Below are 19,610 nucleotides of genomic sequence, written 5' to 3' on the forward strand. Positions count from 1 at the left end.
CCTCGTTGCGAGCTTCAATTATGACTGCGCTCGATGGCACAGCGCTCAATCCACTCGGCCGGCAATACATTCACCGCAGCGTTCGGAGGTAGCTCGTAAAAATCCATCTCACGATAGCTCCACGCATATGGCTTGCAGTGTTTCAAAGCGGCAGCGTGGAGAAAGAACTGAAATTCGTTTGGTGCCTCCTGCAACGAGCGGAAGAATGGTTTTTCAACATAGCTATCCGGTGCGAATTCCAAAACTTTCACTCGCCTCAAACGCTCTGCGTAGGCACCGACCAGACCAACGGAAAGGACCATCGTCAGTCCAATAAAAAGAGGTGTGCGGCTGAGAGCAAACCATGCTGGAACCCACGAGGCGACATACGCAGCGCATGCCATGCTCAAAACGACAATCCACCGCCAGAACGGCGCGCCAAGATCATTCGAATAAAACATAAGATATCCGATGGGAGGCAAGATACTATGGAAAAGAAGAAGTGAAGTGAATATACAAACGATAGCAGAGCTTCCAAAGCATATAAAATTTCTCACAATGGTTCCCTACCCCGTTCTCAAGATAGGTTCGTATCACATAAATTTCTGGGTCGCCACGCACCAACGCGAATGCCTGTTTCCGCAAACCGGGACTTGTTCACAACACATGTAACCGGATTCTGAGTTTTGCTCTCGCTGCGTTTGCAGGCTCACTACTTGCACTAGCCATCACTGCCACGCCATGGCACGGTCGCCCAGCCTCATTGAAGACGGGAACCGAGCCGATGTTGGATAGACGCAGCCTTCTGGGCTTTGCCGCCGGCGCTGCCATGTTCAGCCTGGTGCCTGGCAAGGCAGCCGCGGCCAAGGCTTCGGGCGCGAAGTCTTCGTCCAGAACCGGCGGGATCGATCCGGGCGATTTTGGAGTCAGGCCCAGCGCCACGGACGACCAGAGCAAGGCGTTCGGCAAAATGCTCAAGGCGGCGAGCGACGCCAACCAGCCTATAGTTCTGCCACCGGGCACCTATATCGTGTCCGGCCTCATCCTGCCGCCGCGCGTGCGGCTGGCCGGCACTGCCGGCGCCACCCGGCTGATCCATGGCGGCGGCGGGCCGTTTCTATCAGGCGAAAACGCCGACCATGTCGAATTCTCCGGCCTCGTCTTCGACGGCGCCAACCAATATCTCGGCGAAAGCGTTTCGGGCCTTCTCGACCTGCGTTCAGTGAAGACACTGTCGATCGACAACTGCCAGGTGAACGGCGCCTCGAAAAACGGCATTGCGCTGCAGCGCGCGGCCGGGCGCATCGAGCGCTGTTTCATTTCGGGCGCCGCGGACGCCGGCATCTGGTCGGTCGACGGAGCCGGCCTTTCAATCAGCGGCAACAGCGTGATCGATTGCGCCAATGGCGGCATCCTTGTCCATCGCCGGCAGACGGCCGAGGACGGCACGATGGTCACCGCGAACCGCATTTCTCGCATCGCGGCGCGCAATGGCGGCACCGGCCAGAACGGCAACGGCATCAATGTCTTTCGCGCAGGCGGCGTGCTGGTCTCCGGCAATGTCGTTGCCGACTGCGCTTTCTCGGCGATCCGCGCGAATTCCGGCTCGAACGTGCAGATCACCGGCAATTCCTGCCTGCGCTCCGGCGAAACGGCACTCTATTCCGAATTCACCTTCGAGGGCGCGGTGATCGCCAACAATGTTGTCGACGGCGCCGCCAACGGCATTTCCATCGTCAATTTCAACGAGGGCGGGCGCATGGCGACCTGCAGCGGCAACATCGTGCGCAACCTGTCGACCACTGGTCCGTATCCACCGGAAGTCGGCGGTTTCGGCATCGGCATCGGCGTGGAGGCCGACACGACCGTTTCCGGCAACATCGTGGAAAACGCGCCGCTCTACGGCATGCAGCTTGGCTGGGGGCCTTATCTGCGCAACGTCGTGGCCACCGGCAACGTCATCCGCAACGCCGGCACCGGCATCGCCGTCAGCGTCGTGGAAGGCGCCGGCAGCGCCATCATTGCCGACAACATCATCGACGGCGTGACCAACGGCGCCATCATTGGCCACCGCTGGGCAAAGCCCGCCACCGGCGATCTCGCCCAGAGCGGCACCAGCGGCTATCCGCACCTCGTCATCGAGCGCAACAGGGCAAGCTGAGTTGCCGACGGCCGTTCAGGCCAGCGCCGCCGTCGGCCGCATGCCGCCGACAACCGCGCCGATGCGGCTTTCGATGGCGGGATTGGCCTGTTCGGTGAGTTTGGCGGAGACTTCACGGTCGCCGCTCAACAGCTTCGCCAGAACCGCCGCCACCATCACCTCGGCGGCGCGGGCGGCACCGTCATCGGATTTCAGCGCTATGCCGAAGCCGAGTTCAGGCAGCGCCGCGCAATAGACGCCCTCGGCGCCGACCTTGACGAAGGTGCGGCCGGGGGCGGCCTGCATCAGCGCGACGTCGGCACGGCCGCTGCCGGCCACCAGGAAGGGCTCGGCCATGCAGGCGCCGAGCAGCCGGCGCGCCGCCCTGGCGCGTTCCGTGCCCAGCCCGTTGCCGGTGGCCATCCTGGCGAAGCCCAGCGCGAAGGAGCGCAGCGGCACAGCATAGGTCGGGATCGAACAGCCGTCGGTCGCCTGGTGGGCGGTATCGTGCGTCGCCCCGGTCACCGCCTGCATGGCATCGCGCACCATCTCCTGCAGCGCATGGCCGGCCGCGACGTAACCGCGATGGTCGACGCCGGCGTGGCAGCACACGCACAGAAAGCCGGAATGCTTGCCCGAACAATTATTGTGCAAGGCGTTGGGCACCCCGCCCTGGCGCGCCAGCGCGACGGTCGCATCATGGCTCGACGGCCAGTGCGTGCCGCATTCCAGCGCGTTGACGTCGAGGCCGGCTTTGGCCAGCATAGCAACCGCCAATTCCACATGCTCCGGCTCGCCCGAATGCGAGGCGCAGGCCAGCGCCAATTCGCGATTACCGAAGCCATAGGCGTCGGCCGCGCCGCTCTCGACCAGCGGCAGCGCCTGGATTGCCTTCACCGCCGAGCGCGGAAAGACGGGATGGGCGGTGTTGCCGATCTCCAGCACCGTGCGGCCATCGCCGTCCAACACCGCAACCGCACCGCGATGGGCGCTTTCGACGACAGCGCCGCGCAACACTTCGACCAGAACCGGATTGGCCATGAATCCCTCGAACAAGCTGTACTTTCGGCAAGGGGTAGCGGCTCAGTGGTCCGCTCGCAACCAGGATCGATGGGCACAGCCTAAAACCGCGGCTCTTGACTCTCGGCATCGCGCAATGCAATTTTATGTATATACATATTCTACCCCAGGTGGATAGGCCCACCGGGTCTCGGGAGGAACATCATGGCAGCGGCATCAACGGGCGTGGCCGAACGGCGCACGATCGACCGGATTCCGGAGAGCGAGCGACACGGCTCTCCCATCAACCAGTTCACCTTGTGGTTCGGCGCGAACCTGCAGATCACGGCCGTCGTCGACGGCGCGCTCTCCATCGTGTTCGGCGCCGAGGCGCTGACCGCAATCATCGGCCTTGCCATCGGCAATCTGCTTGGTGGCGCGGTGATGGCGCTGCATTCTGCGCAGGGCCCTCGCCTCGGCCTGCCGCAGATGATCTCCAGCCGGGCGCAGTTCGGCGTGAAGGGCGCTGCCCTGCCGCTCATCCTCACCGTTCTGATGTATCTCGGCTTCGCCGCCACCGGCACCGTTTTGTCCGGCCAGGCAATCAATTTGATGTTCGGCGTCCAGACGCCCGCCTTCGGCATGCTGGCCTTCGGCCTCATCACGGTCATCGTCGCGGTGGTGGGTTACAATCTCATCCACGTCATCGGACGCATCGCCACTGTGGTCGGCATTCTTGGCTTCGGCTACCTCTCGGTGCAGCTTTTATCGCACTACAATGTAGCAGAGGCGTTCGGCCAGAAACCCTTCACTGTCGCCACCTTCCTGCTCACCATTGCGCTGGCCGCCGGCTGGCAGATGACCTTTGCACCCTATGTGGCCGACTATTCGCGCTATCTGCCGACGAAGACGCCGGCCCCTACGACCTTCTGGTCGACCCTGCTCGGCTCGGCCATCGGCGCGCAAATCGCCATGAGCTTCGGTGTGATCGTGGCGGCACTTGGCGGCAAGTTCCTGCAGAACCAGGTCGGTTTCATGGGCGAACTGGCCGGCGCCGGATTGGCCGCATTGCTCACCTACATCGTCATCGTCACCAACAAGCTGACGGTGAATTGCCTGAACGCCTATGGCGGCTCGATGACGATGCTGACCACAGTCAGCGCCTTCACCGGCCAACAGCGCGTCTCGCAGGCGGTGCGCATCGCCTACATCGTCGCCTTCGTGGCGGCCTCGGTGGCAATCGCCATCTTCGCCAGCGCCAACTTCCTGTCGGCGTTCAAGAACTTCGTGCTTCTCCTGCTCGCCGTCTTCGTGCCGTGGAGCGCGATCAACCTCGTCGACTACTATCTGGTGTCGAAGGAAAAGGTCGATATTCCGGCGCTTTACGATCCAGCCGGCCGCTACGGCGCCTATAACTGGACGGCGCTGGGCTGCTATCTCTTCGGCGTGGTGGTGCAGATCCCGTTCCTGAACCAGGCGCTTTATGAAGGCCCGATCGCGGTGTTGCTGGGCGATGCCGACATTTCCTGGATCGTCGCCCTGGTGGCAACGTCGCTGCTCTACTACTTCCTGGCGCGCGGCAACGCCAATGTGCCCAAAGCCATGATCCTGCCCGAGGATGCGCCTGCCCGCGCATGAGCTAGGAGAGAGCCTGGGTGGAGGATGTATTGAGATTCAAGCCAGGGCGAGCCGAAAATGGTGGCTTTCGAGAACCGGAACGGAGCGTACATTCAAGTACGTGAGTACCGGAAGCGCAGAAAGCCGCCATTTGCAGGCCGGCCTCGCTTGAATATCAGAACATCCTAGCGGATGCGGTCGAGGATCGAGACGTAGTTCGCGACCGCGGCGCCGCCCATGTTGAAGATGCCGCCGAGCTTGGCATCCTTGACCTGGATACCGCCGGCCTCACCGGCAAGCTGCATGGCGGTCAGCACATGCATGGAAACGCCGGTGGCGCCGATCGGATGGCCCTTGGCCTTGAGGCCACCTGATGGGTTGACCGGCAGCTTGCCGTCCTTGGCGGTGTAGCCTTCCAGTGCCAGCTTGGCACCCTCGCCAGGCTTGGCCAGTCCCATCGCCTCGTATTCGATGAGCTCGGCGATGGTGAAGCAATCATGCGTCTCGACGAAGGAGAGATCGCCCAGCGCCACGCCTGCCTTCTTCAGCGCCCGCGTCCACGCCTGTTCGCAGCCTTCGAAGGCAAGGATGTCGCGCTTCGACATCGGCAGGAAGTCCTGCACATGCTCGTTGGCACGGAAGGTGATGGCACGGCGCATGCCGAGCGCGGTCTGGGTGTCGGCAAGTACCAGGGCAGCAGCGCCGTCCGAAACCAGCGAACAATCGGTGCGCTTCAGCGGACCGGCGACGAAGGGATTCTTCTCGCTTTCCTGACGGCAAAAGTCGAAGCCGAAATCCTTGCGCATCTGCGCGTAGGGATTGTCGACGCCATTCTTGTGGTTCTTGGCAGCGATCATGGCCAATGCATCGGACTGGTCGCCATAACGCTGGAAATAGGCCTGCGCGATCTTGCCGAAGACACCGGCGAAACCGGCCGGCGTGTCGCCATCCTCCGGCAGATAGGAGGCCTTGAGCAGGTTCTTGCCGATCTCGGGTCCCGGCGTCGTCGTCATCTGCTCGGCGCCCACCACCAGCACGATGCGGGCAGCGTTGGCGTCGATGGCGCGGATGCCCTGGCGCACTGCGGCCGAACCGGTGGCGCAGGCGTTCTCGACGCGGGTCGCTGGCTTGAAGCGCAGCCGGTCGTCGGTCTGCAGCACCAGGCTCGCGGTGAAATCCTGGGCCGAGAAGCCGGCATTGAAATGGCCGAGTACGATCTCATCGACGTCACCCGGGCCGATGCCGGCATGCTCGAGCGCCTCCGCGGCCACCTTGGTGATCAGGCCTTCGAGCGTCTCGCCCTCCAGCTTGCCGAAGCGCGAATGCGCCCAACCGACGATGCTTGCCGTCATGGGAGTTCTCCAGATTGGCCTTGTCTTTCCTAGCACAGTAAGCCCCTCGGCGTAACTGTTCAATCATGAACATATAGGCCACGGCATGGCACTCTACCCTCCCCCCGTCGCAATGATCACACCGCATGGCGGGATTTTTGTTGATTGATTAGTCAATAAAAAATAACTTACCCAGCGGGAGAAGCTGATATGCCGAAAATAGGAATGGAACCGCTGCGCCGCAGGGCGCTGATCAACGCCACGATCTCGGCGATCGGCGAACGTGGCTCGCTCAACGTCACCATGTCGGAGATCGCCGACCGCGCCGGTGTGTCCTCGGCGCTCGCCCACCACTATTTCGGGCCAAAGGACGAGCTGCTGCTCGCCACGATGCGACATCTTCTGGCCGATCTCGGCGCCGATGCCGTCGCGGCTTTGAACAAGGCCGGCACGCCCCGCGAACGGCTCTCGGCCATTGTCGGCGTGAACTTCAACGCCGGCCAGTTCCGCGAGGAGACCGTGCATGCGTGGCTCGCCTTCTATGTCGAGGCGCAGAACTCATTGCCGCTGAGGCGGCTGTTGCGCGTCTATGCGCGCCGGCTGCATTCGAACCTGATGAGCGGCCTTGCGCCGCTGGTGCCGCGCGAGGAAGCCGCGCGCATGGCCGAAGCGATCGCGGCCATGATCGACGGGCTCTACATCCGCCGGGCGCTGCGCGACGGCCTTCCTAACCCGGTCAGCGCCAGTGCGCTGGTCGAGGACTATATCGATGCCAAGCTGGCGCAAGCACGATGACAAGGGCGCCCAACATCCTCATCGTCATGGTCGACCAGTTGACGGGGACGCTGTTCCCCGACGGTCCGGCGGATTTCCTGCACGCGCCGAACCTGAAGGCGCTGGCCGCGCGCTCGGCGCGGTTCCGCAACAACTACACCGCCTCGCCGCTGTGTGCGCCCGGCCGCGCCGCCTTCATGAGCGGGCAATTGCCGTCGCGCACGGGGGTGTACGACAACGCGGCGGAGTTCATCTCGTCCATCCCGACCTTCGCCCATCACCTGCGCGCCGCCGGCTACTACACCTGCCTGTCGGGCAAGATGCATTTCGTCGGGCCGGACCAGTTGCACGGTTTCGAGGAGCGGCTGACGACCGACATCTATCCGGCCGATTTCGGCTGGACGCCGGACTACCGCAAGCCCGGTGAACGCATCGACTGGTGGTATCACAATCTGGGTTCGGTGACGGGCGCTGGCGTCGCTGAAACGACGAACCAGATGGAATATGACGACGAAGTGGTGTTTTTCGCCGGCCAGAAGCTCTATGAGCTGTCGCGAGCACAAGACAATGCGGCGCGGCGGCCGTGGTGCATGACCGTCTCACTGTCGCATCCGCATGACCCGTTCGTGGCGCGGCGCAAATACTGGGATCTCTACGAGAACTGCCAGGCGCTCGATCCCGAAGCCGGCTTCATTCCGCAAGAGAAGCAGGACCCGCATTCACAGCGGCTCTACCGCGCCAGCGACTACGCGTCCTTCGAGATCACGCGCGACAACGTGCAGAAATCGCGGCGCGGCTACTTCGCCAACATTTCCTATGTCGACGACAAGATCGGCGAACTGCTCGACCTCCTCGAGCGCACCCGCATGGCCGACGACACGGTCATCGTGTTCTGCTCGGACCATGGCGAGATGCTGGGCGAGCGCGGCCTGTGGTTCAAGATGAGTTTCTTCGAGGGCTCCGCGCGCGTGCCGCTGATGATCGCTGGCAAGGGCGTGCAGGCGGGTTTGATCAGGACGCCGGTTTCGAACCTCGACATCTGCCCGACACTCTGCGAACTCGCCGGCATCGACATGTCGGCGATCATGCCGTGGACGGACGGGCAGTCGCTGGTGCCACTCACCGGCGACGGCATCCGCACGGCGCCGGTGCTGATGGAGTACGCGGCCGAGGGCAGTTACGCGCCGCTCGTCGCCATTCGGCAGGGCCGCTACAAGTTCGTGCATTGCGAGCTCGATCCACCGCAGCTCTTCGATCTGGAAAACGATCCGCTGGAGCGGAACAACCTCGCCGAAGACCCAACCAAGGCGGCGCTGGTGGCGGAGTTCATGCAAGCCGTGCGGGCGCGCTGGGACATGGCGCAGTTCGACGCCGCGGTGCGCGAGAGCCAGGCGCGCCGCTGGGTGATCTACCCGGCGCTGCGCAACGGCGCCTATTACCCGTGGGATTTCCAGCCGCTGCAGAAGGCGTCCGAACGCTACATGCGCAACCACATGAACCTCGACACGCTCGAGGACAGCAAGCGCTTTCCGCGAGGCGAATGATGACCGAACCGCTCGTTCCCTCCCTTGACCATATCAGGCGCGCCTATGCCGAGACGGCGAAGGCAACGCAGATGACGCCGCTGCTCGAATCGACCGCGCTCGCCCGCGAGACCGGCGCTGCCCGTGTCTTCGTCAAACCCGAATCCTTGCAATGGGCAGGCTCCTTCAAGGTGCGTGGCGCCTATTGGCGACTGAAGCAGCTGTCGCCCGAGGAAGCCAGGAAAGGCGTCGTCGCTTATTCCTCGGGTAATTTCGCGCAAGGGCTGGCGGCGGCCGGCCAGGTGCTCGGCATTCCCGTCACCATCGTCATGCCGTTCGACGCGCCGGCGGCCAAGCGCGAGGCGACCGCCGGCTACGGCGCGCGCGTGGTGCTGACCGAACATGGCGACCGCGCCCGCGAGGAAGTGGCAGCGGCCAAAGCGCGTGAGATCGCGGCTACCGAAGGCCTCGCGCTGCTCCATCCTTTCGACGATCCCGAGATCGTCGCCGGTCAGGCCGGCGCCGGGCTGGAGGCGCTCGAACAGCTGGCCGCGCGCAATGCCTCTGTCGATCTCCTGTTCTGCCAGGTTGGCGGCGGCGGCCTGATCGGCGGCGTCTCGCTCGCCTTCCACTATCTGTCGCCGAAAACCCGCATCTTCGCGGTGGAGCCGGAAGGCTTCAACGGCATGGGCTCGTCGCTGGCGCGTGGCGCCATCGAGACAATGCCGCTCGGCCCGAAATCGATCTGCGACGGGCTGATGGCGCGGGCGCCGGGCGCGGCCCCGTTCGCGGCGCTGAAGACGGCCGGCGCCGAAGGCATCACCGTGGGCGACGCTGCGGTGCGGCGGGCGATGAAGACCGCCTTCGAGCGGATGAAACTGGTGCTGGAGCCTTCGGGCGCCGCATCGCTGGCGGCACTTCTTGGCGGCGGCGTCGACGTCGCTGGCAAGACGGTGCTGGTGATCGCAACCGGCGGCAACGTATCGCTCGCCGATTTCATGGCGCATATGCAAAATGCTTGAAGCGGATTTCGTCATCATCGGCTCCGGCTCGGCCGGCTCGGCCATGGCCTATCGCCTGTCTGAGGACGGCAAACATTCGGTGATCGTCATCGAATATGGCGGCACCGATGCCGGCCCGCTGATCCAGATGCCGTCGGCGCTGTCGATCCCGCTCAACATGCCGCTCTATGACTGGGGTTTTGCCTCAGAGCCGGAACCGCATCTCGGCGGCCGCATCCTCGCGACTCCGCGCGGCAAGGTAATCGGCGGCTCGTCCTCCATCAACGGCATGGTCTATGTGCGCGGCCATGCGCGCGACTTCGACCATTGGGCCGAACAGGGTGCTGCCGGCTGGGGCTACGCCGACGTGCTGCCCTACTTCAAGCGTATGGAAGACAGCCATGGCGGCGAAGACGGCTGGCGGGGCCAAGGCGGCCCGCTGCATGTGCAGCGCGGCGCCCGTGCCAACCCGCTCTATGCCGCCTTCGTCGAAGCCGGTCGCCAGGCAGGCTTCGAACTGACCGACGACTACAACGGCGCCAAGCAGGAAGGCTTCGGGCCGATGGAGCAGACCATCCGCAACGGCCAGCGCTGGTCGGCGGCGAATGCCTATCTGCGGCCGGCGCTGAAACGCAAAAACGTGAGTCTGGTCAAGGGTTTCGCGCGGCGCGTGGTGATTGAGAATCAACGCGCGGTCGGCGTCGAGATCGAAGCTCACAAACAGATTCAGGTCGTTAAGGCGCGACGTGAGGTGATCGTCGCCGCCTCTTCCATCAACTCGCCCAAGATCCTGATGTTGTCCGGCATCGGCCCGGCCAAACATCTGGCCGAATACGGCATTCCGGTCGTCGCCGACCGGCCCGGCGTCGGCCAGAATTTGCAGGACCATATGGAGCTCTACATCCAGCAGGAATCGACCCAGCCGATCACGCTGAACTCGATCCTCAACCCCTTCTCCAAGGCGCTGATCGGCGCGCGCTGGCTGTTCTTCAAAAGCGGGCTCGGCGCGACGAACCATTTCGAGGCGGCCGCCTTCGTGCGTTCGGCGCCCGGCATCGACTATCCCGACATCCAGTACCACTTCATCCCGGCCGCCGTGCGCTATGACGGTAAGGCGGCGGCGAAGTCGCATGGCTTCCAGGCGCATGTGGGGCCGATGCGGTCGAAGTCGCGCGGCTCGGTGACGCTGCGCTCGCACGATCCCAACGCCAAGCCGGTGATCCGCTTCAACTACATGTCGCACCCCGACGACTGGGCCGATTTCCGCCACTGCATCCGCCTCACCCGCGAGATCTTCGGCCAGGCAGCCTTCGACCCCTTCCGCGGCGAGGAGATTTCGCCCGGCAGCAACGTCCAGAGCGACGACGAACTCGACGCCTTCATCCGCGCCCACAGCGAGAGCGCCTACCACCCCTGCGGTACCTGCCGCATCGGCAGTGCCGACGACCGTCTCGCCGTTGTCGACCCCGAATGCCGGGTGATCGGCGTCGACGGCCTGCGCGTCGCCGACTCCTCGATTTTCCCACGCGTCACCAACGGCAATCTCAACGCGCCGTCGATCATGACCGGCGAAAAGGCGGCCGACCACATTCTCGGCCGCCCCATGCTCGCGCCGTCGAACCAGGAGCCCTGGATCAATCCGCGCTGGCAGGTCTCGGACAGATAGAGCATCATCGGCCGCCGCATCCGGCAGCCACAGAATTCGGAGTATTCCATGCGCGCCCAACCCAAGGCATCGCACTACATCAACGGCCGCTTCGTCGATGACGAGCAGGGCGCGCCCTTGCCGGTGATCTATCCGGCCACCGGCGAGACCATCGCCACGCTGCATTCGGCGACGCCCAACATCGTCGAGCTGGCGATCGAGGCCGCGCGCGCCGCGCAGCCGGCCTGGGCCAGGCTGAAGCCGGTAGAGCGCGGCCGCATCCTGCGCCGTGCCGCCGACATACTGCGCGCCCGCAATGCCGAGCTCGCCCGACTGGAAACGCTCGACACCGGCAAGGCCATCCAGGAAACTCTGGTGGCCGACGCACCGTCCGCCGCAGACTGCCTGGAGTATCTCGGTGGCGCGGTCGGCTCCTTTAACGGCTCGTTCATCGATCTCGGCGGACCGTTCGCCTATACGCGGCGCGAGGCGCTCGGCGTCTGTGTCGGTATCGGCGCCTGGAACTATCCGATCCAGATCGCCGGCTGGAAATCGGCCCCGGCGCTCGCCATGGGCAATGCCATGGTGTTCAAGCCGTCGGAAAACACGCCTTTGTCGGCGCTGGCGCTGGCCGAAATCTACAGCGAGGCCGGCCTGCCGGACGGGCTGTTCAACGTGGTGCAGGGTTATGGCGACGTCGGCGCGGCCCTGGTCGAGCATGAGGTCGTCGCCAAGGTATCGGTCACGGGCTCCGTGCCGACCGGCAAGCGGGTGCTGGCGCTGGCGGGCTCCAAGATGAAACATGCCACCATGGAGCTCGGCGGCAAATCGCCCATCGTCGTGTTCGACGATGCCGACCTCGAAAACGCCATCGGCGGAGCGATGCTCGGCAATTTCTATTCGACCGGCCAGGTCTGTTCCAACGGCACCCGCGTCTTCGTGCAGAAGGGCCTGCATGACCGTTTCGTGGAGCGGCTGGTGGAGCGCACCAAGGCGATCCGTATCGGCGATCCGCTCGACCCGGATACCCAGATGGGCCCGCTCATCAACAAGGTGCAGCACGACAAGGTGCTGTCCTATATCGACGTCGGCAAGCAGGAAGGCGCCACGCTTGCCTGCGGCGGCGGCGTTCCCGCCTTGCAAGGTTTCGGCGGCGGTTTCTTCGTCGAGCCGACCGTCTTCACCAATGTGACCGACCAGATGCGGATCGCACGCGAAGAGATATTTGGCCCAGTGATGAGCGTGCTGTCCTTCAGCGACGAGGAAGAGGTGATCGAGCGCGCCAATGACAGCGAATTCGGCCTTGCCGCCGGTGTCTTCACCCGCGACCTGCCTCGCGCCCACCGGGTGATCGGCGCCTTGCAGGCCGGCACATGCTGGATCAACGCCTACAATCTGACGCCGGTGGAAATCCCCTTCGGCGGCTACAAGCAATCCGGCATCGGCCGTGAGAACTCGCTGGCGGCACTGACGCACTACTCGCAGGAGAAGGCGATCTATGTCGAAACCGGCGACGTGGCGAGCCCGTATTAGGCTCGTCGCCTCGCCCCAGTCCCTTCGGTCTTGTCCAGGTACTGCGTAAGCGCGGTGACCAGATGATAAAAGATGCTGGCCGGCACTTCCGTCGCCTGCGAGCGGCCGCGTTCATCGATGCGGTCGATCCACAGGCCGACGGGAGCGGGGTCGATGTGCCAGCGGAACAGACGACCGACGCGCGCTTCGATTTCCGGTTTCAGATCAGGTCCGCCAGTGCCATCGAGGGCGATCGCTGCCTTGATCGCTTCAGTCTGCGGCCAGCTGCGCGAAATGCGGTCGAGCGGCAGCCCATCCCGCGACACGGCGCCATAAGCCAGCCCTGTTGCCCGGTTAAGGCCGTTGGCGATGGCTGAGGCGTAAAGTTTGCGTGCGTAGCCGGCGAGATCGTCGCGGTGGCTGCGCCCGGCGAAATCGACCAGCAGCGACGCCCATTCGAAGTGATGGCCGGGTTCGGTCCACTCACCCCGGTCGCCCGGGGCCGGTTTCCACGCTTCGTCAAAATACTCACCCAGCGTCCAGCTCTCGCGATCAAAGAAATGACTGCGGAAAAGATCGACCAATCGCGCCGCACGGCGCAAATAGGTGCGGTCGCCGGTCGCCGCGTGCCAGGCCAGGAATGCCTCGAGCAGATGCATATGCGGGTTGGATCTGCGTTCGCCTTCTCCCCCCGACGTCTCCAGAAAGCCCGTGAGGCGCTCATCCTCCAGATGCGCGTCGAGGAAGGAGAACGTCTCCTGAGCAAGTCGCAGCGCGTCGGGATTACCGCACATATGCGCATGGGCCAGCGCCAGCAGGACGCAGGAGTGGTCGTAGGCGTCTTCCGCCGCGTCGGCGACGCTGCCGTCGACATTCAGCGTGCGCACCCAGCCGCCCTTGTCGGTGCGGCCATTTCTGGTCATGAACTCAAGTCCATGCGCGATCAACCGGTCGGCGGGCCCGTCCCAGCCACGCGTCTTGGCGACGGCGAAGGCATAGACCTGGCGGGCCAGCGTGCGCATGCGTTTCTGCTTGACCAACGGCACGGCGTCGAAGCCCAACGCTTCATGGAAGCCGCCATGATGGTCGTCGACGCCGACCGTGGACCACAAGGGCATGGTCTCGTCGAACAACCAATGATGCACGCGCTTGCGCCAGGCACCGTTCTCAACCACGCGGTCATGCGTGGGCGTGAACTTGGTTTCGAGACGCCCGCTCTTTTCGAGCTGTTCGACCACCTTGCGCACATTCTGGCTATGGCTGACCGGAGCGACGAAAGTGGCATCGGCGGTGGAAACGATGGCGATGTCTTTCAGACCGACCGCGGACAGCAGACGGCCTTCGCTGCGGATGTAGGAGTTTTCGCAGTCGATGGCGACAACGTCGCCGATAACGACATTGCCATCCACGTCGGCCGGGCCGACATCGAGCAACGACTGCCACGAGCCGAGGTCGTTCCAGCGGAACCCGGCCGGCACCATGGCGATGTCGCTCGCCCGCTCCATGATCGCGTAGTCGATCGAGATGGACGGGATTGCCTCGTATAGATGCTGCGCCATGTAAAGACCGGACACATCGGTGGTGGCGGCATTGAACGCAGCCTCCGTCGCTTTCCATATGTCGGGACGAAATGACAGGAACGCATCGCGCATGGCGCTGGCGCGGAACAGAAAGATGCCGGCATTCCAGTAGAAATTGCCGGCCGCAAGATAGCTTTCTGCCGTCGCCAAATTCGGTTTCTCGACAAAACGCGACACGTCGAACGTACCGCTGTTTTCCGCCCCGACCTCGATATATCCGTAACCTGTCTCGGGTTGGGTTGGCTTGACGCCGAACACCACAAGCCTTCCGGCGCGGGCCGCGGGAACGCCCGCCTCAACCGTCTGCCAGAATTGCGCTGTCGTCGATATTTCGTGGTCCGATGGCACCACCAGCACCAACGCGTCGTCATAGTCGGAAAGGGTGCGCAGTGTCGCCAGTGCCACGGCGGCCGCGGTGTTGCGGCCGACCGGCTCAAACAGGGCGTCGCCGCCACGCAGATCGATACCAGTGAGGTCCGCGCCGACGCGCTGGGCATGACGCTCGGAGGCGATCAGGAAAACCGGCGTCTCGCCGCCCTTGCGCGCGGCAAGACGCTGCAGCGTCTTCACCAGCATCGACCCGTCGCCCGACAGGTCATGAAACTGCTTGGGATTGTCCTCGCGCGACAACGGCCACAGCCTGGAGCCAACGCCGCCACTCATGACGAAACCGACAATGCGTTCGCTCATCCCACCCCCAGACGCTCGTTGCGTCGCCCCGCTAACCTTGTCACCAATCGACATTCGCGATTGGTCCTAGAATGTCTGGTTGTAAGGGCCGACTTCAGGACTGCGCCGCAACACCCCATCGACCGCTTCGAACATCTGCAGGCGCCTTTCGGCTGAAACCGGACTTTCCACCACCACGACCAGTTCCGGCTTGTTCGATGAAGCCCTTACCAACCCCCAGGTGCCGTCTTCTGCCACGACCCGAACGCCGTTGACCGTGATCAGGTCCACGATCTTTTGGCCTGCGAAGATTTCGCCGCCGGCCTTCATCGCCTGGAAATCCGCCACCACCCTGTCCACCACACCATATTTCTTGTCGTCATCGCAATGCGGAGACATGGTCGGCGTCCCGTAGGTCAGCGGCAAGGCGCGATAAAGGTCGGCCATCGAGCTTTGTCGATTGCGGTCGAGCATCCGGCACACGGCAATGGCCGTCACCAGCCCGTCGTCATAACCACGGCCGATCGGCGGGTTGAAGAAGAAATGGCCGGACTTCTCGAAACCGGCGATGGCGCCAAGCTCGGCGACGCGGCGCTTGATGTAGGAATGGCCGGTCTTCCAGTAATCGGTCTTTGCTCCGTTGGCGCGCAGCACCGCATCGGTGTTGAACAGGCCTGTCGATTTGACGTCGACCACGAATGTAGAGCCAGGATGTTGTCCCGAGAAGTCGCGAGCCAGCATGACGCCGACCTTGTCGGCGAAGATCTCGTTGCCCTCATTGTCGACGACGCCGCAGCGGTCACCATCACCATCAAAACCCAGACCGACATCCGCGCCGGTCTCCAGAACCTTGTCGCGGATGGCATGCAGCATCTTCATGTCTTCGGGATTTGGATTGTAGCGCGGGAAGCTGTGATCGAGTTCGACATCGAGCGGAATGACTTCACAACCGATGCGCTCCAGAACTTCGGGGGCAAATGCGCCGGCAGTGCCGTTGCCACATGCCGCCACCACCTTGAGCCTGCGCGCGATGCGGCCCCCGGCAACAAGATCGTCGATATAGGCCGCGCGGAAATCGGCCACGAACTCGTAGCTGCCGCCGCCTACCAGATCGAAGTCGCCCGACAGGACGATTGCCTTCAGCGCGCTCATCTCCTCCGGGCCGAAGGTCAGCGGCCTCTGCGCGCCCATCTTCACGCCGGTCCAGCCGTTCTCATTGTGGGAAGCCGTGACCATGGCGACCGACGGCGTGTCGAGCGCAAACTGCGCGAAATAAGCCATGGGCGATAAGGCCAGTCCGATGTCCTTGACGCGTGCGCCCGCCGCCATCAAGCCGGAGATCAGGGCAAGCTTGATGGAAAGCGAATAAGATCGGAAATCATGGCCGGTGACGATATAGGGACCGGCTCCCAGCCGGCGAATCAGCGTGCCCAACCCCATGCCCAGCGCCTGCACGCCGACGAGGTTGAGTTCCGGCTGCTGCGTCGAGCCTGGATGGCCGAGCCACCAGCGCGCGTCATATTCACGAAAGCCGGATGGCTTGACGAGCGCCGACGTCTCGAAGGCGAACGTATTGGGCTTGGCTTCGGCGACAATCCTGAAGGTCAAAACAAAGAGACTCCCCTGTGGTCGAACCCCGGCAACAAGTGCGTAAACGTGGTTCAGCCGCCTCTCTTAGCACGTTAGCCTAACAGGAAACTTACTGCAGCAGGCGGTCGGTCAACAAAGCTGACGAAAGCCACCAAAGTTGCACCATTGCCGCTTGCAGGATCGGGATGCGGCAGCTATAAGCCCGCCGTCTGGTCGCGGAGTGTAGCGCAGCCTGGTAGCGCACATCGTTCGGGACGATGGGGTCGCAGGTTCAAATCCTGCCACTCCGACCAGAAAATTCAAAGGGTTAGCATTGACTGCGCTACCCACCCCACCCGATATCCCACCTGAAACGGCGAGAATCGCTAGCCGCCCTTGGCGTAGCGGCTCATCCGTTCCTGCGCCTCTTTCGCTTCGCGCTCCCGGCGTTCTGCGTCCATTCGCTCGTAGTTCGGATGTCGAATGATCCCCACCTTCTTGCCGCCGCACTTTGAGCAGCGAAGCTTGGGAACAATGTCATCGTGCATGCAGCCGTAGTCCGGCCCGAACTTGTCTCGTAGCTTGATCAGGTCGAGGGTTTGGTTATGACCGCAAAGTGGCTTGTGACAGTAGGCGGTCAGCGTATCGCCACTATCGATGAGAGACTGGATTGTTGATCCCTTCCTGGCACTCACGCTTTCTCATCCCGCCACGTCACTTTTCGCACATAGACAATGCTCTCGATGCGCCGGACTGTCATCCGCTGGCGGTCTTCCGCTGATGGCTTGACCACTTCCATCTCCAGAACACTGCCCTGGCCGCATTTCTCGCAGCGCCATCCAGGCTGGTAGACAACGTCATCGCACTCGATGTCGCCAAATAGCTGTTTGAGATCATCGATCCAGAAGTGCCTTTGCGTCTTGCAATAGCTGCACCAAATCCGCGCGATCTCAAAATGCTGACGGGCGTGCGACAGCTTGTACGCGTTCTTGCGTTTTGGCCAATAGGGTTCGGGCATGCCTTTCAAAAAGGACCAAATTCCTACGCCGTCAAGAGGGCACTTGACTCTTTTGTTCCTTTTTTGTTCACTATCGATTGCGGGCAAAACGGAGAATGGTGCCATGCCAGCGAGAAGGCCGCCACGTTTTCTAAAATCAGTCGGCTTGGATGTAATCCCGGCCGAACCAGGAGAGGAAACGTTGGGCGTTTTGACCGTCGACAGCGACCGGGGCATCGTGGAATACATGATCACGGCAGAAAGTGCCCGAGCGTTCCGCACCACAATGGACCAGTTCCTAGACTACGGAAGCGCGGTGTCCGGAGCCGGCCAACCCGGGCCACAACAGGAAGCCCAAACGCTTACCGTTCCGATTTCGCCAGCATCCATCACGGTTGGCGAAGCTGAAGTGGCGGGGCAAAAGGTCGGTGTCCTTCAAATACAATCGGAGGATGGCCGCGAAGCCAGCCTCTTGCTCGACGAAGGACAAGCGGAGTTCATCATCCAGGCCGCGACGCAATTGCAGGCCATTCTGAACCAGACCCGGCAATAAGGTTTCCCATGTGCAACCTCTACAACCTGACCACGACGCAGCAAGCAGTACTGGAATGGACACGCGCGCTTCGAGACATCTCGGGCAACTGGATGCCGAGCATGACGGTCGGCCCGGATCGCCATGGCCCTATCGTTCGCAATGGCCTCGACGGTAAACGGGAATTGGTAAAAGTGCGCTGGGGCATGCCGTCATCCCCCTATGCAATCTTGCAGGCCACAGAGGACCGCGTGACGAAGATGCGGGCCAAGGGAAAGACCGTCAGCAAGGAAGAATTCAAGGAGTTGATGAAGGTCGAGCCCGACGCGGGCACAACCAATGTGCGCACGCTCAAGAGCGAACATTGGGCGCAGTGGTACGATCTTCAGAACCGATGCGTCGTACCGATCACCAGCTTTGCTGAGTGGGATAAGGAAAACAGGCGGAACCAGTGGTTTTCTGTCACGGAGGAAAGGCCGCTAGCCTTCTTCGCCGGGCTGTGGGTTCCGCAACACACCAGCATCCGCAAAAAGACCGAAGGACCGGTGACGATCGATGTGTATGGCTTTCTGACCACCGAACCGAACAACGTCGTCAAGCCTATCCACTTCAAGGCCATGCCCGTCCTTCTCACCACACAGGAAGAAACCGAGACCTGGCTAACCGCACCGTGGGATGAGGCGAAGAAGCTGCAGCGCTCTCTGCCTGACAGCATGACAGCCTTGGTTGATGCACCGAAGGACGCGATCAGCGTTCAATAGGCGCTGTTCTAGGAGGTTCGAATGGACCGGATTGTTCGTCTCGATACACGGCAGGAAGCAGCGCTACAGCGCGTCGCTGACCGATTTGTGGCCAGCCACAAGGGCGACGTGATGATGGCGCTGAAGCAGATGATCGTACTCAACGGCGAACTGCAGCAGCGCATTGAGACGTTGGGAGACGGCTCGCTGTTCGACCAGGAGCATCGCAACCACCATTGAGCGATGATTGACCGCGCTGCAATCGCAGCTACACTATCTCCATGTGGTTCAACCCGCCAAAGCGACAGGACCCCTACCCCGACCGGCAGATAGACTGCCAGGAGGCGCTTGAACCGGGGTTTCAAATCCTCGTTGAAGAAATGATGGCCGTTGGCTGGAGCTGTGACGAAATCCGGCAAGCGTTCGTCGGCCTGATGTCGGCACACGATCTCGCTCAGGAATCGAATGCTGCGCTTGAAGTAGAGCTTGCCTTCATGCGCGCTCAAATGAGGTTGCCGAAATAGCGGGGGATCATGGCCAGCAAAGACAGTCGCGAGTATTTCGCCTGGGCCTACGGCCAGCAGGCCCGCAAGGATGGCCGCCCGCGCGAGGTGCCAGATGCGTGGAAAGACCATGCTACGGGCTGGTTGAAGGGCTACGACGGAGAGCCGGCGCCGTGATGACATACCGGGCTGCTGGCGCCATCAACGCTTTAGCGGCCTACTTCTTGCTGATCGACTGAATCTGGGGCGCGAGCGAAGCCAGCGCATCGACCGTCGGCTGGTAAGTATGGGCGTATGCGGGATAGCGTTGCTGCTGCTCCCGGTAAAAACCGACCCATTTCGCATGGTCTGAAATCGGATACGTGCCAATCCAGCCGCCGGCTTCGGAGAGCGTGAAGGTGCCGGCATCGGAATCAATTGTCGTCTTGGTTGTCATGCCGGCGGTCTAGCTCTTTTTGGGTGGCCGCCAAACGCAAAAAAAGCCCGCCCCGGCGAACCG

At 62.7% G+C, this 19,610-nt stretch carries 20 protein-coding genes and 1 tRNA gene; 13 read left to right on the forward strand and 8 right to left on the reverse strand.

Translation table 11 applies throughout. From position 1 onward, the window contains the following. Positions 1-14 precede the first annotated feature (14 nt). Positions 15-440, reverse strand: coding sequence for a hypothetical protein (locus AB4136_RS20430; protein ID WP_024925252.1), 426 nt, complete (start codon positions 438-440; stop codon positions 15-17). 323 nt (positions 441-763) lie between these two features. On the opposite strand from AB4136_RS20430, the gene AB4136_RS20435 reads away from it, so the two are divergent. Next, complete coding sequence (locus tag AB4136_RS20435; RefSeq protein ID WP_024925251.1) at positions 764-2,140, forward strand: TIGR03808 family TAT-translocated repetitive protein; 1,377 nt, start codon at positions 764-766, stop codon at positions 2,138-2,140. 15 nt (positions 2,141-2,155) lie between these two features. Here AB4136_RS20435 and AB4136_RS20440 read toward each other — a convergent pair whose 3' ends face one another. After that, positions 2,156-3,160, reverse strand: coding sequence for an asparaginase (locus AB4136_RS20440; protein WP_137900967.1), 1,005 nt, complete (start codon positions 3,158-3,160; stop codon positions 2,156-2,158). A gap of 183 nt (positions 3,161-3,343) precedes the next feature. Between AB4136_RS20440 and AB4136_RS20445 the strand changes: the two genes are divergently transcribed. Next, on the forward strand, positions 3,344-4,756 hold the full coding sequence (locus AB4136_RS20445) for a purine-cytosine permease family protein (RefSeq protein WP_024925249.1): 1,413 nt from the start codon (positions 3,344-3,346) through the stop codon (positions 4,754-4,756). 164 nt (positions 4,757-4,920) lie between these two features. On the opposite strand, the gene AB4136_RS20450 is transcribed toward AB4136_RS20445, so the two are convergent. Continuing rightward, positions 4,921-6,087: an acetyl-CoA acetyltransferase gene (locus AB4136_RS20450; RefSeq protein ID WP_024925248.1), complete on the reverse strand. Its 1,167-nt coding sequence runs from the start codon at positions 6,085-6,087 to the stop codon at positions 4,921-4,923. 189 nt (positions 6,088-6,276) lie between these two features. Here AB4136_RS20450 and betI point away from each other — a divergent pair, with 189 nt between their 5' ends. From betI to betB, 5 genes are read left to right on the forward strand one after another with little or no spacing between them, the layout of a single operon-like run. Then, positions 6,277-6,861 carry a choline-binding transcriptional repressor BetI gene (gene betI / locus AB4136_RS20455; RefSeq protein WP_024925247.1) on the forward strand — a complete coding sequence of 195 codons (585 nt, stop codon included), beginning with the start codon at positions 6,277-6,279 and terminating at the stop codon, positions 6,859-6,861. Continuing rightward, positions 6,858-8,384 (forward strand): choline-sulfatase, encoded by a 1,527-nt coding sequence (gene betC, locus AB4136_RS20460; RefSeq protein ID WP_024925246.1) that lies wholly within the window; start codon positions 6,858-6,860, stop codon positions 8,382-8,384. The genes betI and betC overlap by 4 nt, the downstream gene beginning before the upstream one ends. Further along, positions 8,384-9,385 (forward strand): threonine/serine dehydratase, encoded by a 1,002-nt coding sequence (locus AB4136_RS20465; protein ID WP_024925245.1) that lies wholly within the window; start codon positions 8,384-8,386, stop codon positions 9,383-9,385. Before betC ends, AB4136_RS20465 begins: the two co-directional genes overlap by 1 nt. Next, positions 9,378-11,030: a choline dehydrogenase gene (gene betA, locus AB4136_RS20470; protein ID WP_024925244.1), complete on the forward strand. Its 1,653-nt coding sequence runs from the start codon at positions 9,378-9,380 to the stop codon at positions 11,028-11,030. Before AB4136_RS20465 ends, betA begins: the two co-directional genes overlap by 8 nt. A 48-nt stretch (positions 11,031-11,078) precedes the next feature. Next, a complete protein-coding gene (gene betB, locus AB4136_RS20475; RefSeq protein WP_024925243.1) occupies positions 11,079-12,542 on the forward strand; it encodes a betaine-aldehyde dehydrogenase in 1,464 nt (487 codons plus the stop codon). On the opposite strand, the gene AB4136_RS20480 is transcribed toward betB, so the two are convergent. Continuing rightward, positions 12,539-14,791, reverse strand: a complete 2,253-nt coding sequence (locus AB4136_RS20480) for a mannose-1-phosphate guanylyltransferase/mannose-6-phosphate isomerase (RefSeq protein ID WP_024925242.1) — start codon at positions 14,789-14,791, stop codon at positions 12,539-12,541. The genes betB and AB4136_RS20480 overlap by 4 nt on opposite strands. 66 nt (positions 14,792-14,857) lie before the next feature. Next, positions 14,858-16,378 carry a phosphomannomutase/phosphoglucomutase gene (locus AB4136_RS20485; protein WP_024925241.1) on the reverse strand — a complete coding sequence of 507 codons (1,521 nt, stop codon included), beginning with the start codon at positions 16,376-16,378 and terminating at the stop codon, positions 14,858-14,860. A gap of 198 nt (positions 16,379-16,576) precedes the next feature. Here AB4136_RS20485 and AB4136_RS20490 point away from each other — a divergent pair. After that, positions 16,577-16,653 (forward strand) — tRNA-Pro (locus AB4136_RS20490). 72 nt (positions 16,654-16,725) lie between these two features. On the opposite strand, the gene AB4136_RS20495 is transcribed toward AB4136_RS20490, so the two are convergent. Together AB4136_RS20495 and AB4136_RS20500 are read right to left on the reverse strand one after the other, a co-directional pair. After that, positions 16,726-17,034, reverse strand: coding sequence for a hypothetical protein (locus tag AB4136_RS20495; RefSeq protein ID WP_441931552.1), 309 nt, complete (start codon positions 17,032-17,034; stop codon positions 16,726-16,728). After that, on the reverse strand, positions 17,031-17,357 hold the full coding sequence (locus AB4136_RS20500) for a hypothetical protein (RefSeq protein ID WP_137900968.1): 327 nt from the start codon (positions 17,355-17,357) through the stop codon (positions 17,031-17,033). The genes AB4136_RS20495 and AB4136_RS20500 overlap by 4 nt, the downstream gene beginning before the upstream one ends. 181 nt (positions 17,358-17,538) lie before the next feature. On the opposite strand from AB4136_RS20500, the gene AB4136_RS20505 reads away from it, so the two are divergent. From AB4136_RS20505 to AB4136_RS20525, 5 genes are read left to right on the forward strand one after another with little or no spacing between them, the layout of a single operon-like run. Continuing rightward, on the forward strand, positions 17,539-17,889 hold the full coding sequence (locus AB4136_RS20505; protein WP_137900969.1) for a hypothetical protein: 351 nt from the start codon (positions 17,539-17,541) through the stop codon (positions 17,887-17,889). Between the two features lie 8 nt (positions 17,890-17,897). Next, a complete protein-coding gene (locus tag AB4136_RS20510; RefSeq protein ID WP_137900970.1) occupies positions 17,898-18,629 on the forward strand; it encodes an SOS response-associated peptidase in 732 nt (243 codons plus the stop codon). Between the two features lie 21 nt (positions 18,630-18,650). After that, positions 18,651-18,848 (forward strand): hypothetical protein, encoded by a 198-nt coding sequence (locus AB4136_RS20515; protein ID WP_137900971.1) that lies wholly within the window; start codon positions 18,651-18,653, stop codon positions 18,846-18,848. A 41-nt stretch (positions 18,849-18,889) separates the two neighbouring features. Continuing rightward, the gene (locus AB4136_RS20520) at positions 18,890-19,132 is read left to right on the forward strand and encodes a hypothetical protein (protein ID WP_137900972.1); all 243 of its coding nucleotides are present in this window, start codon (positions 18,890-18,892) and stop codon (positions 19,130-19,132) included. 9 nt (positions 19,133-19,141) lie between these two features. Beyond that, positions 19,142-19,288: a hypothetical protein gene (locus AB4136_RS20525; RefSeq protein WP_171020963.1), complete on the forward strand. Its 147-nt coding sequence runs from the start codon at positions 19,142-19,144 to the stop codon at positions 19,286-19,288. Between the two features lie 40 nt (positions 19,289-19,328). Here the strand turns inward: AB4136_RS20525 and AB4136_RS20530 are convergent, their stop codons facing one another. Further along, positions 19,329-19,547, reverse strand: a complete 219-nt coding sequence (locus AB4136_RS20530) for a hypothetical protein (protein ID WP_137900973.1) — start codon at positions 19,545-19,547, stop codon at positions 19,329-19,331. Positions 19,548-19,610 lie beyond the last annotated feature (63 nt).

It is taken from the genome of Mesorhizobium sp. 2RAF21, assembly GCF_052115345.1.
Classification (GTDB): Bacteria; Pseudomonadota; Alphaproteobacteria; order Rhizobiales; family Rhizobiaceae; genus Mesorhizobium; species Mesorhizobium terrae.

What these genes read in the sequence shown, in the direction of transcription:
- AB4136_RS20465 (WP_024925245.1), top strand. Translation starts at nt 8,384, where the DNA reads ATGACCGAACCGCTCGTTCCCTCCCTTGACCATATCAGGCGCGCCTAT.
- betC (WP_024925246.1), top strand. Translation starts at nt 6,858, where the DNA reads ATGACAAGGGCGCCCAACATCCTCATCGTCATGGTCGACCAGTTGACG.
- AB4136_RS20430 (WP_024925252.1), bottom strand. Translation starts at nt 440, where the DNA reads ATGTTTTATTCGAATGATCTTGGCGCGCCGTTCTGGCGGTGGATTGTC.
- betB (WP_024925243.1), top strand. Translation starts at nt 11,079, where the DNA reads ATGCGCGCCCAACCCAAGGCATCGCACTACATCAACGGCCGCTTCGTC.
- AB4136_RS20530 (WP_137900973.1), bottom strand. Translation starts at nt 19,547, where the DNA reads ATGACAACCAAGACGACAATTGATTCCGATGCCGGCACCTTCACGCTC.
- AB4136_RS20445 (WP_024925249.1), top strand. Translation starts at nt 3,344, where the DNA reads ATGGCAGCGGCATCAACGGGCGTGGCCGAACGGCGCACGATCGACCGG.
- AB4136_RS20500 (WP_137900968.1), bottom strand. Translation starts at nt 17,357, where the DNA reads ATGCCCGAACCCTATTGGCCAAAACGCAAGAACGCGTACAAGCTGTCG.
- AB4136_RS20510 (WP_137900970.1), top strand. Translation starts at nt 17,898, where the DNA reads ATGTGCAACCTCTACAACCTGACCACGACGCAGCAAGCAGTACTGGAA.
- AB4136_RS20515 (WP_137900971.1), top strand. Translation starts at nt 18,651, where the DNA reads ATGGACCGGATTGTTCGTCTCGATACACGGCAGGAAGCAGCGCTACAG.
- betI (WP_024925247.1), top strand. Translation starts at nt 6,277, where the DNA reads ATGCCGAAAATAGGAATGGAACCGCTGCGCCGCAGGGCGCTGATCAAC.
- AB4136_RS20480 (WP_024925242.1), bottom strand. Translation starts at nt 14,791, where the DNA reads ATGAGCGAACGCATTGTCGGTTTCGTCATGAGTGGCGGCGTTGGCTCC.
- AB4136_RS20520 (WP_137900972.1), top strand. Translation starts at nt 18,890, where the DNA reads ATGTGGTTCAACCCGCCAAAGCGACAGGACCCCTACCCCGACCGGCAG.
- AB4136_RS20440 (WP_137900967.1), bottom strand. Translation starts at nt 3,160, where the DNA reads ATGGCCAATCCGGTTCTGGTCGAAGTGTTGCGCGGCGCTGTCGTCGAA.
- betA (WP_024925244.1), top strand. Translation starts at nt 9,378, where the DNA reads ATGCTTGAAGCGGATTTCGTCATCATCGGCTCCGGCTCGGCCGGCTCG.
- AB4136_RS20525 (WP_171020963.1), top strand. Translation starts at nt 19,142, where the DNA reads ATGGCCAGCAAAGACAGTCGCGAGTATTTCGCCTGGGCCTACGGCCAG.
- AB4136_RS20435 (WP_024925251.1), top strand. Translation starts at nt 764, where the DNA reads ATGTTGGATAGACGCAGCCTTCTGGGCTTTGCCGCCGGCGCTGCCATG.
- AB4136_RS20450 (WP_024925248.1), bottom strand. Translation starts at nt 6,087, where the DNA reads ATGACGGCAAGCATCGTCGGTTGGGCGCATTCGCGCTTCGGCAAGCTG.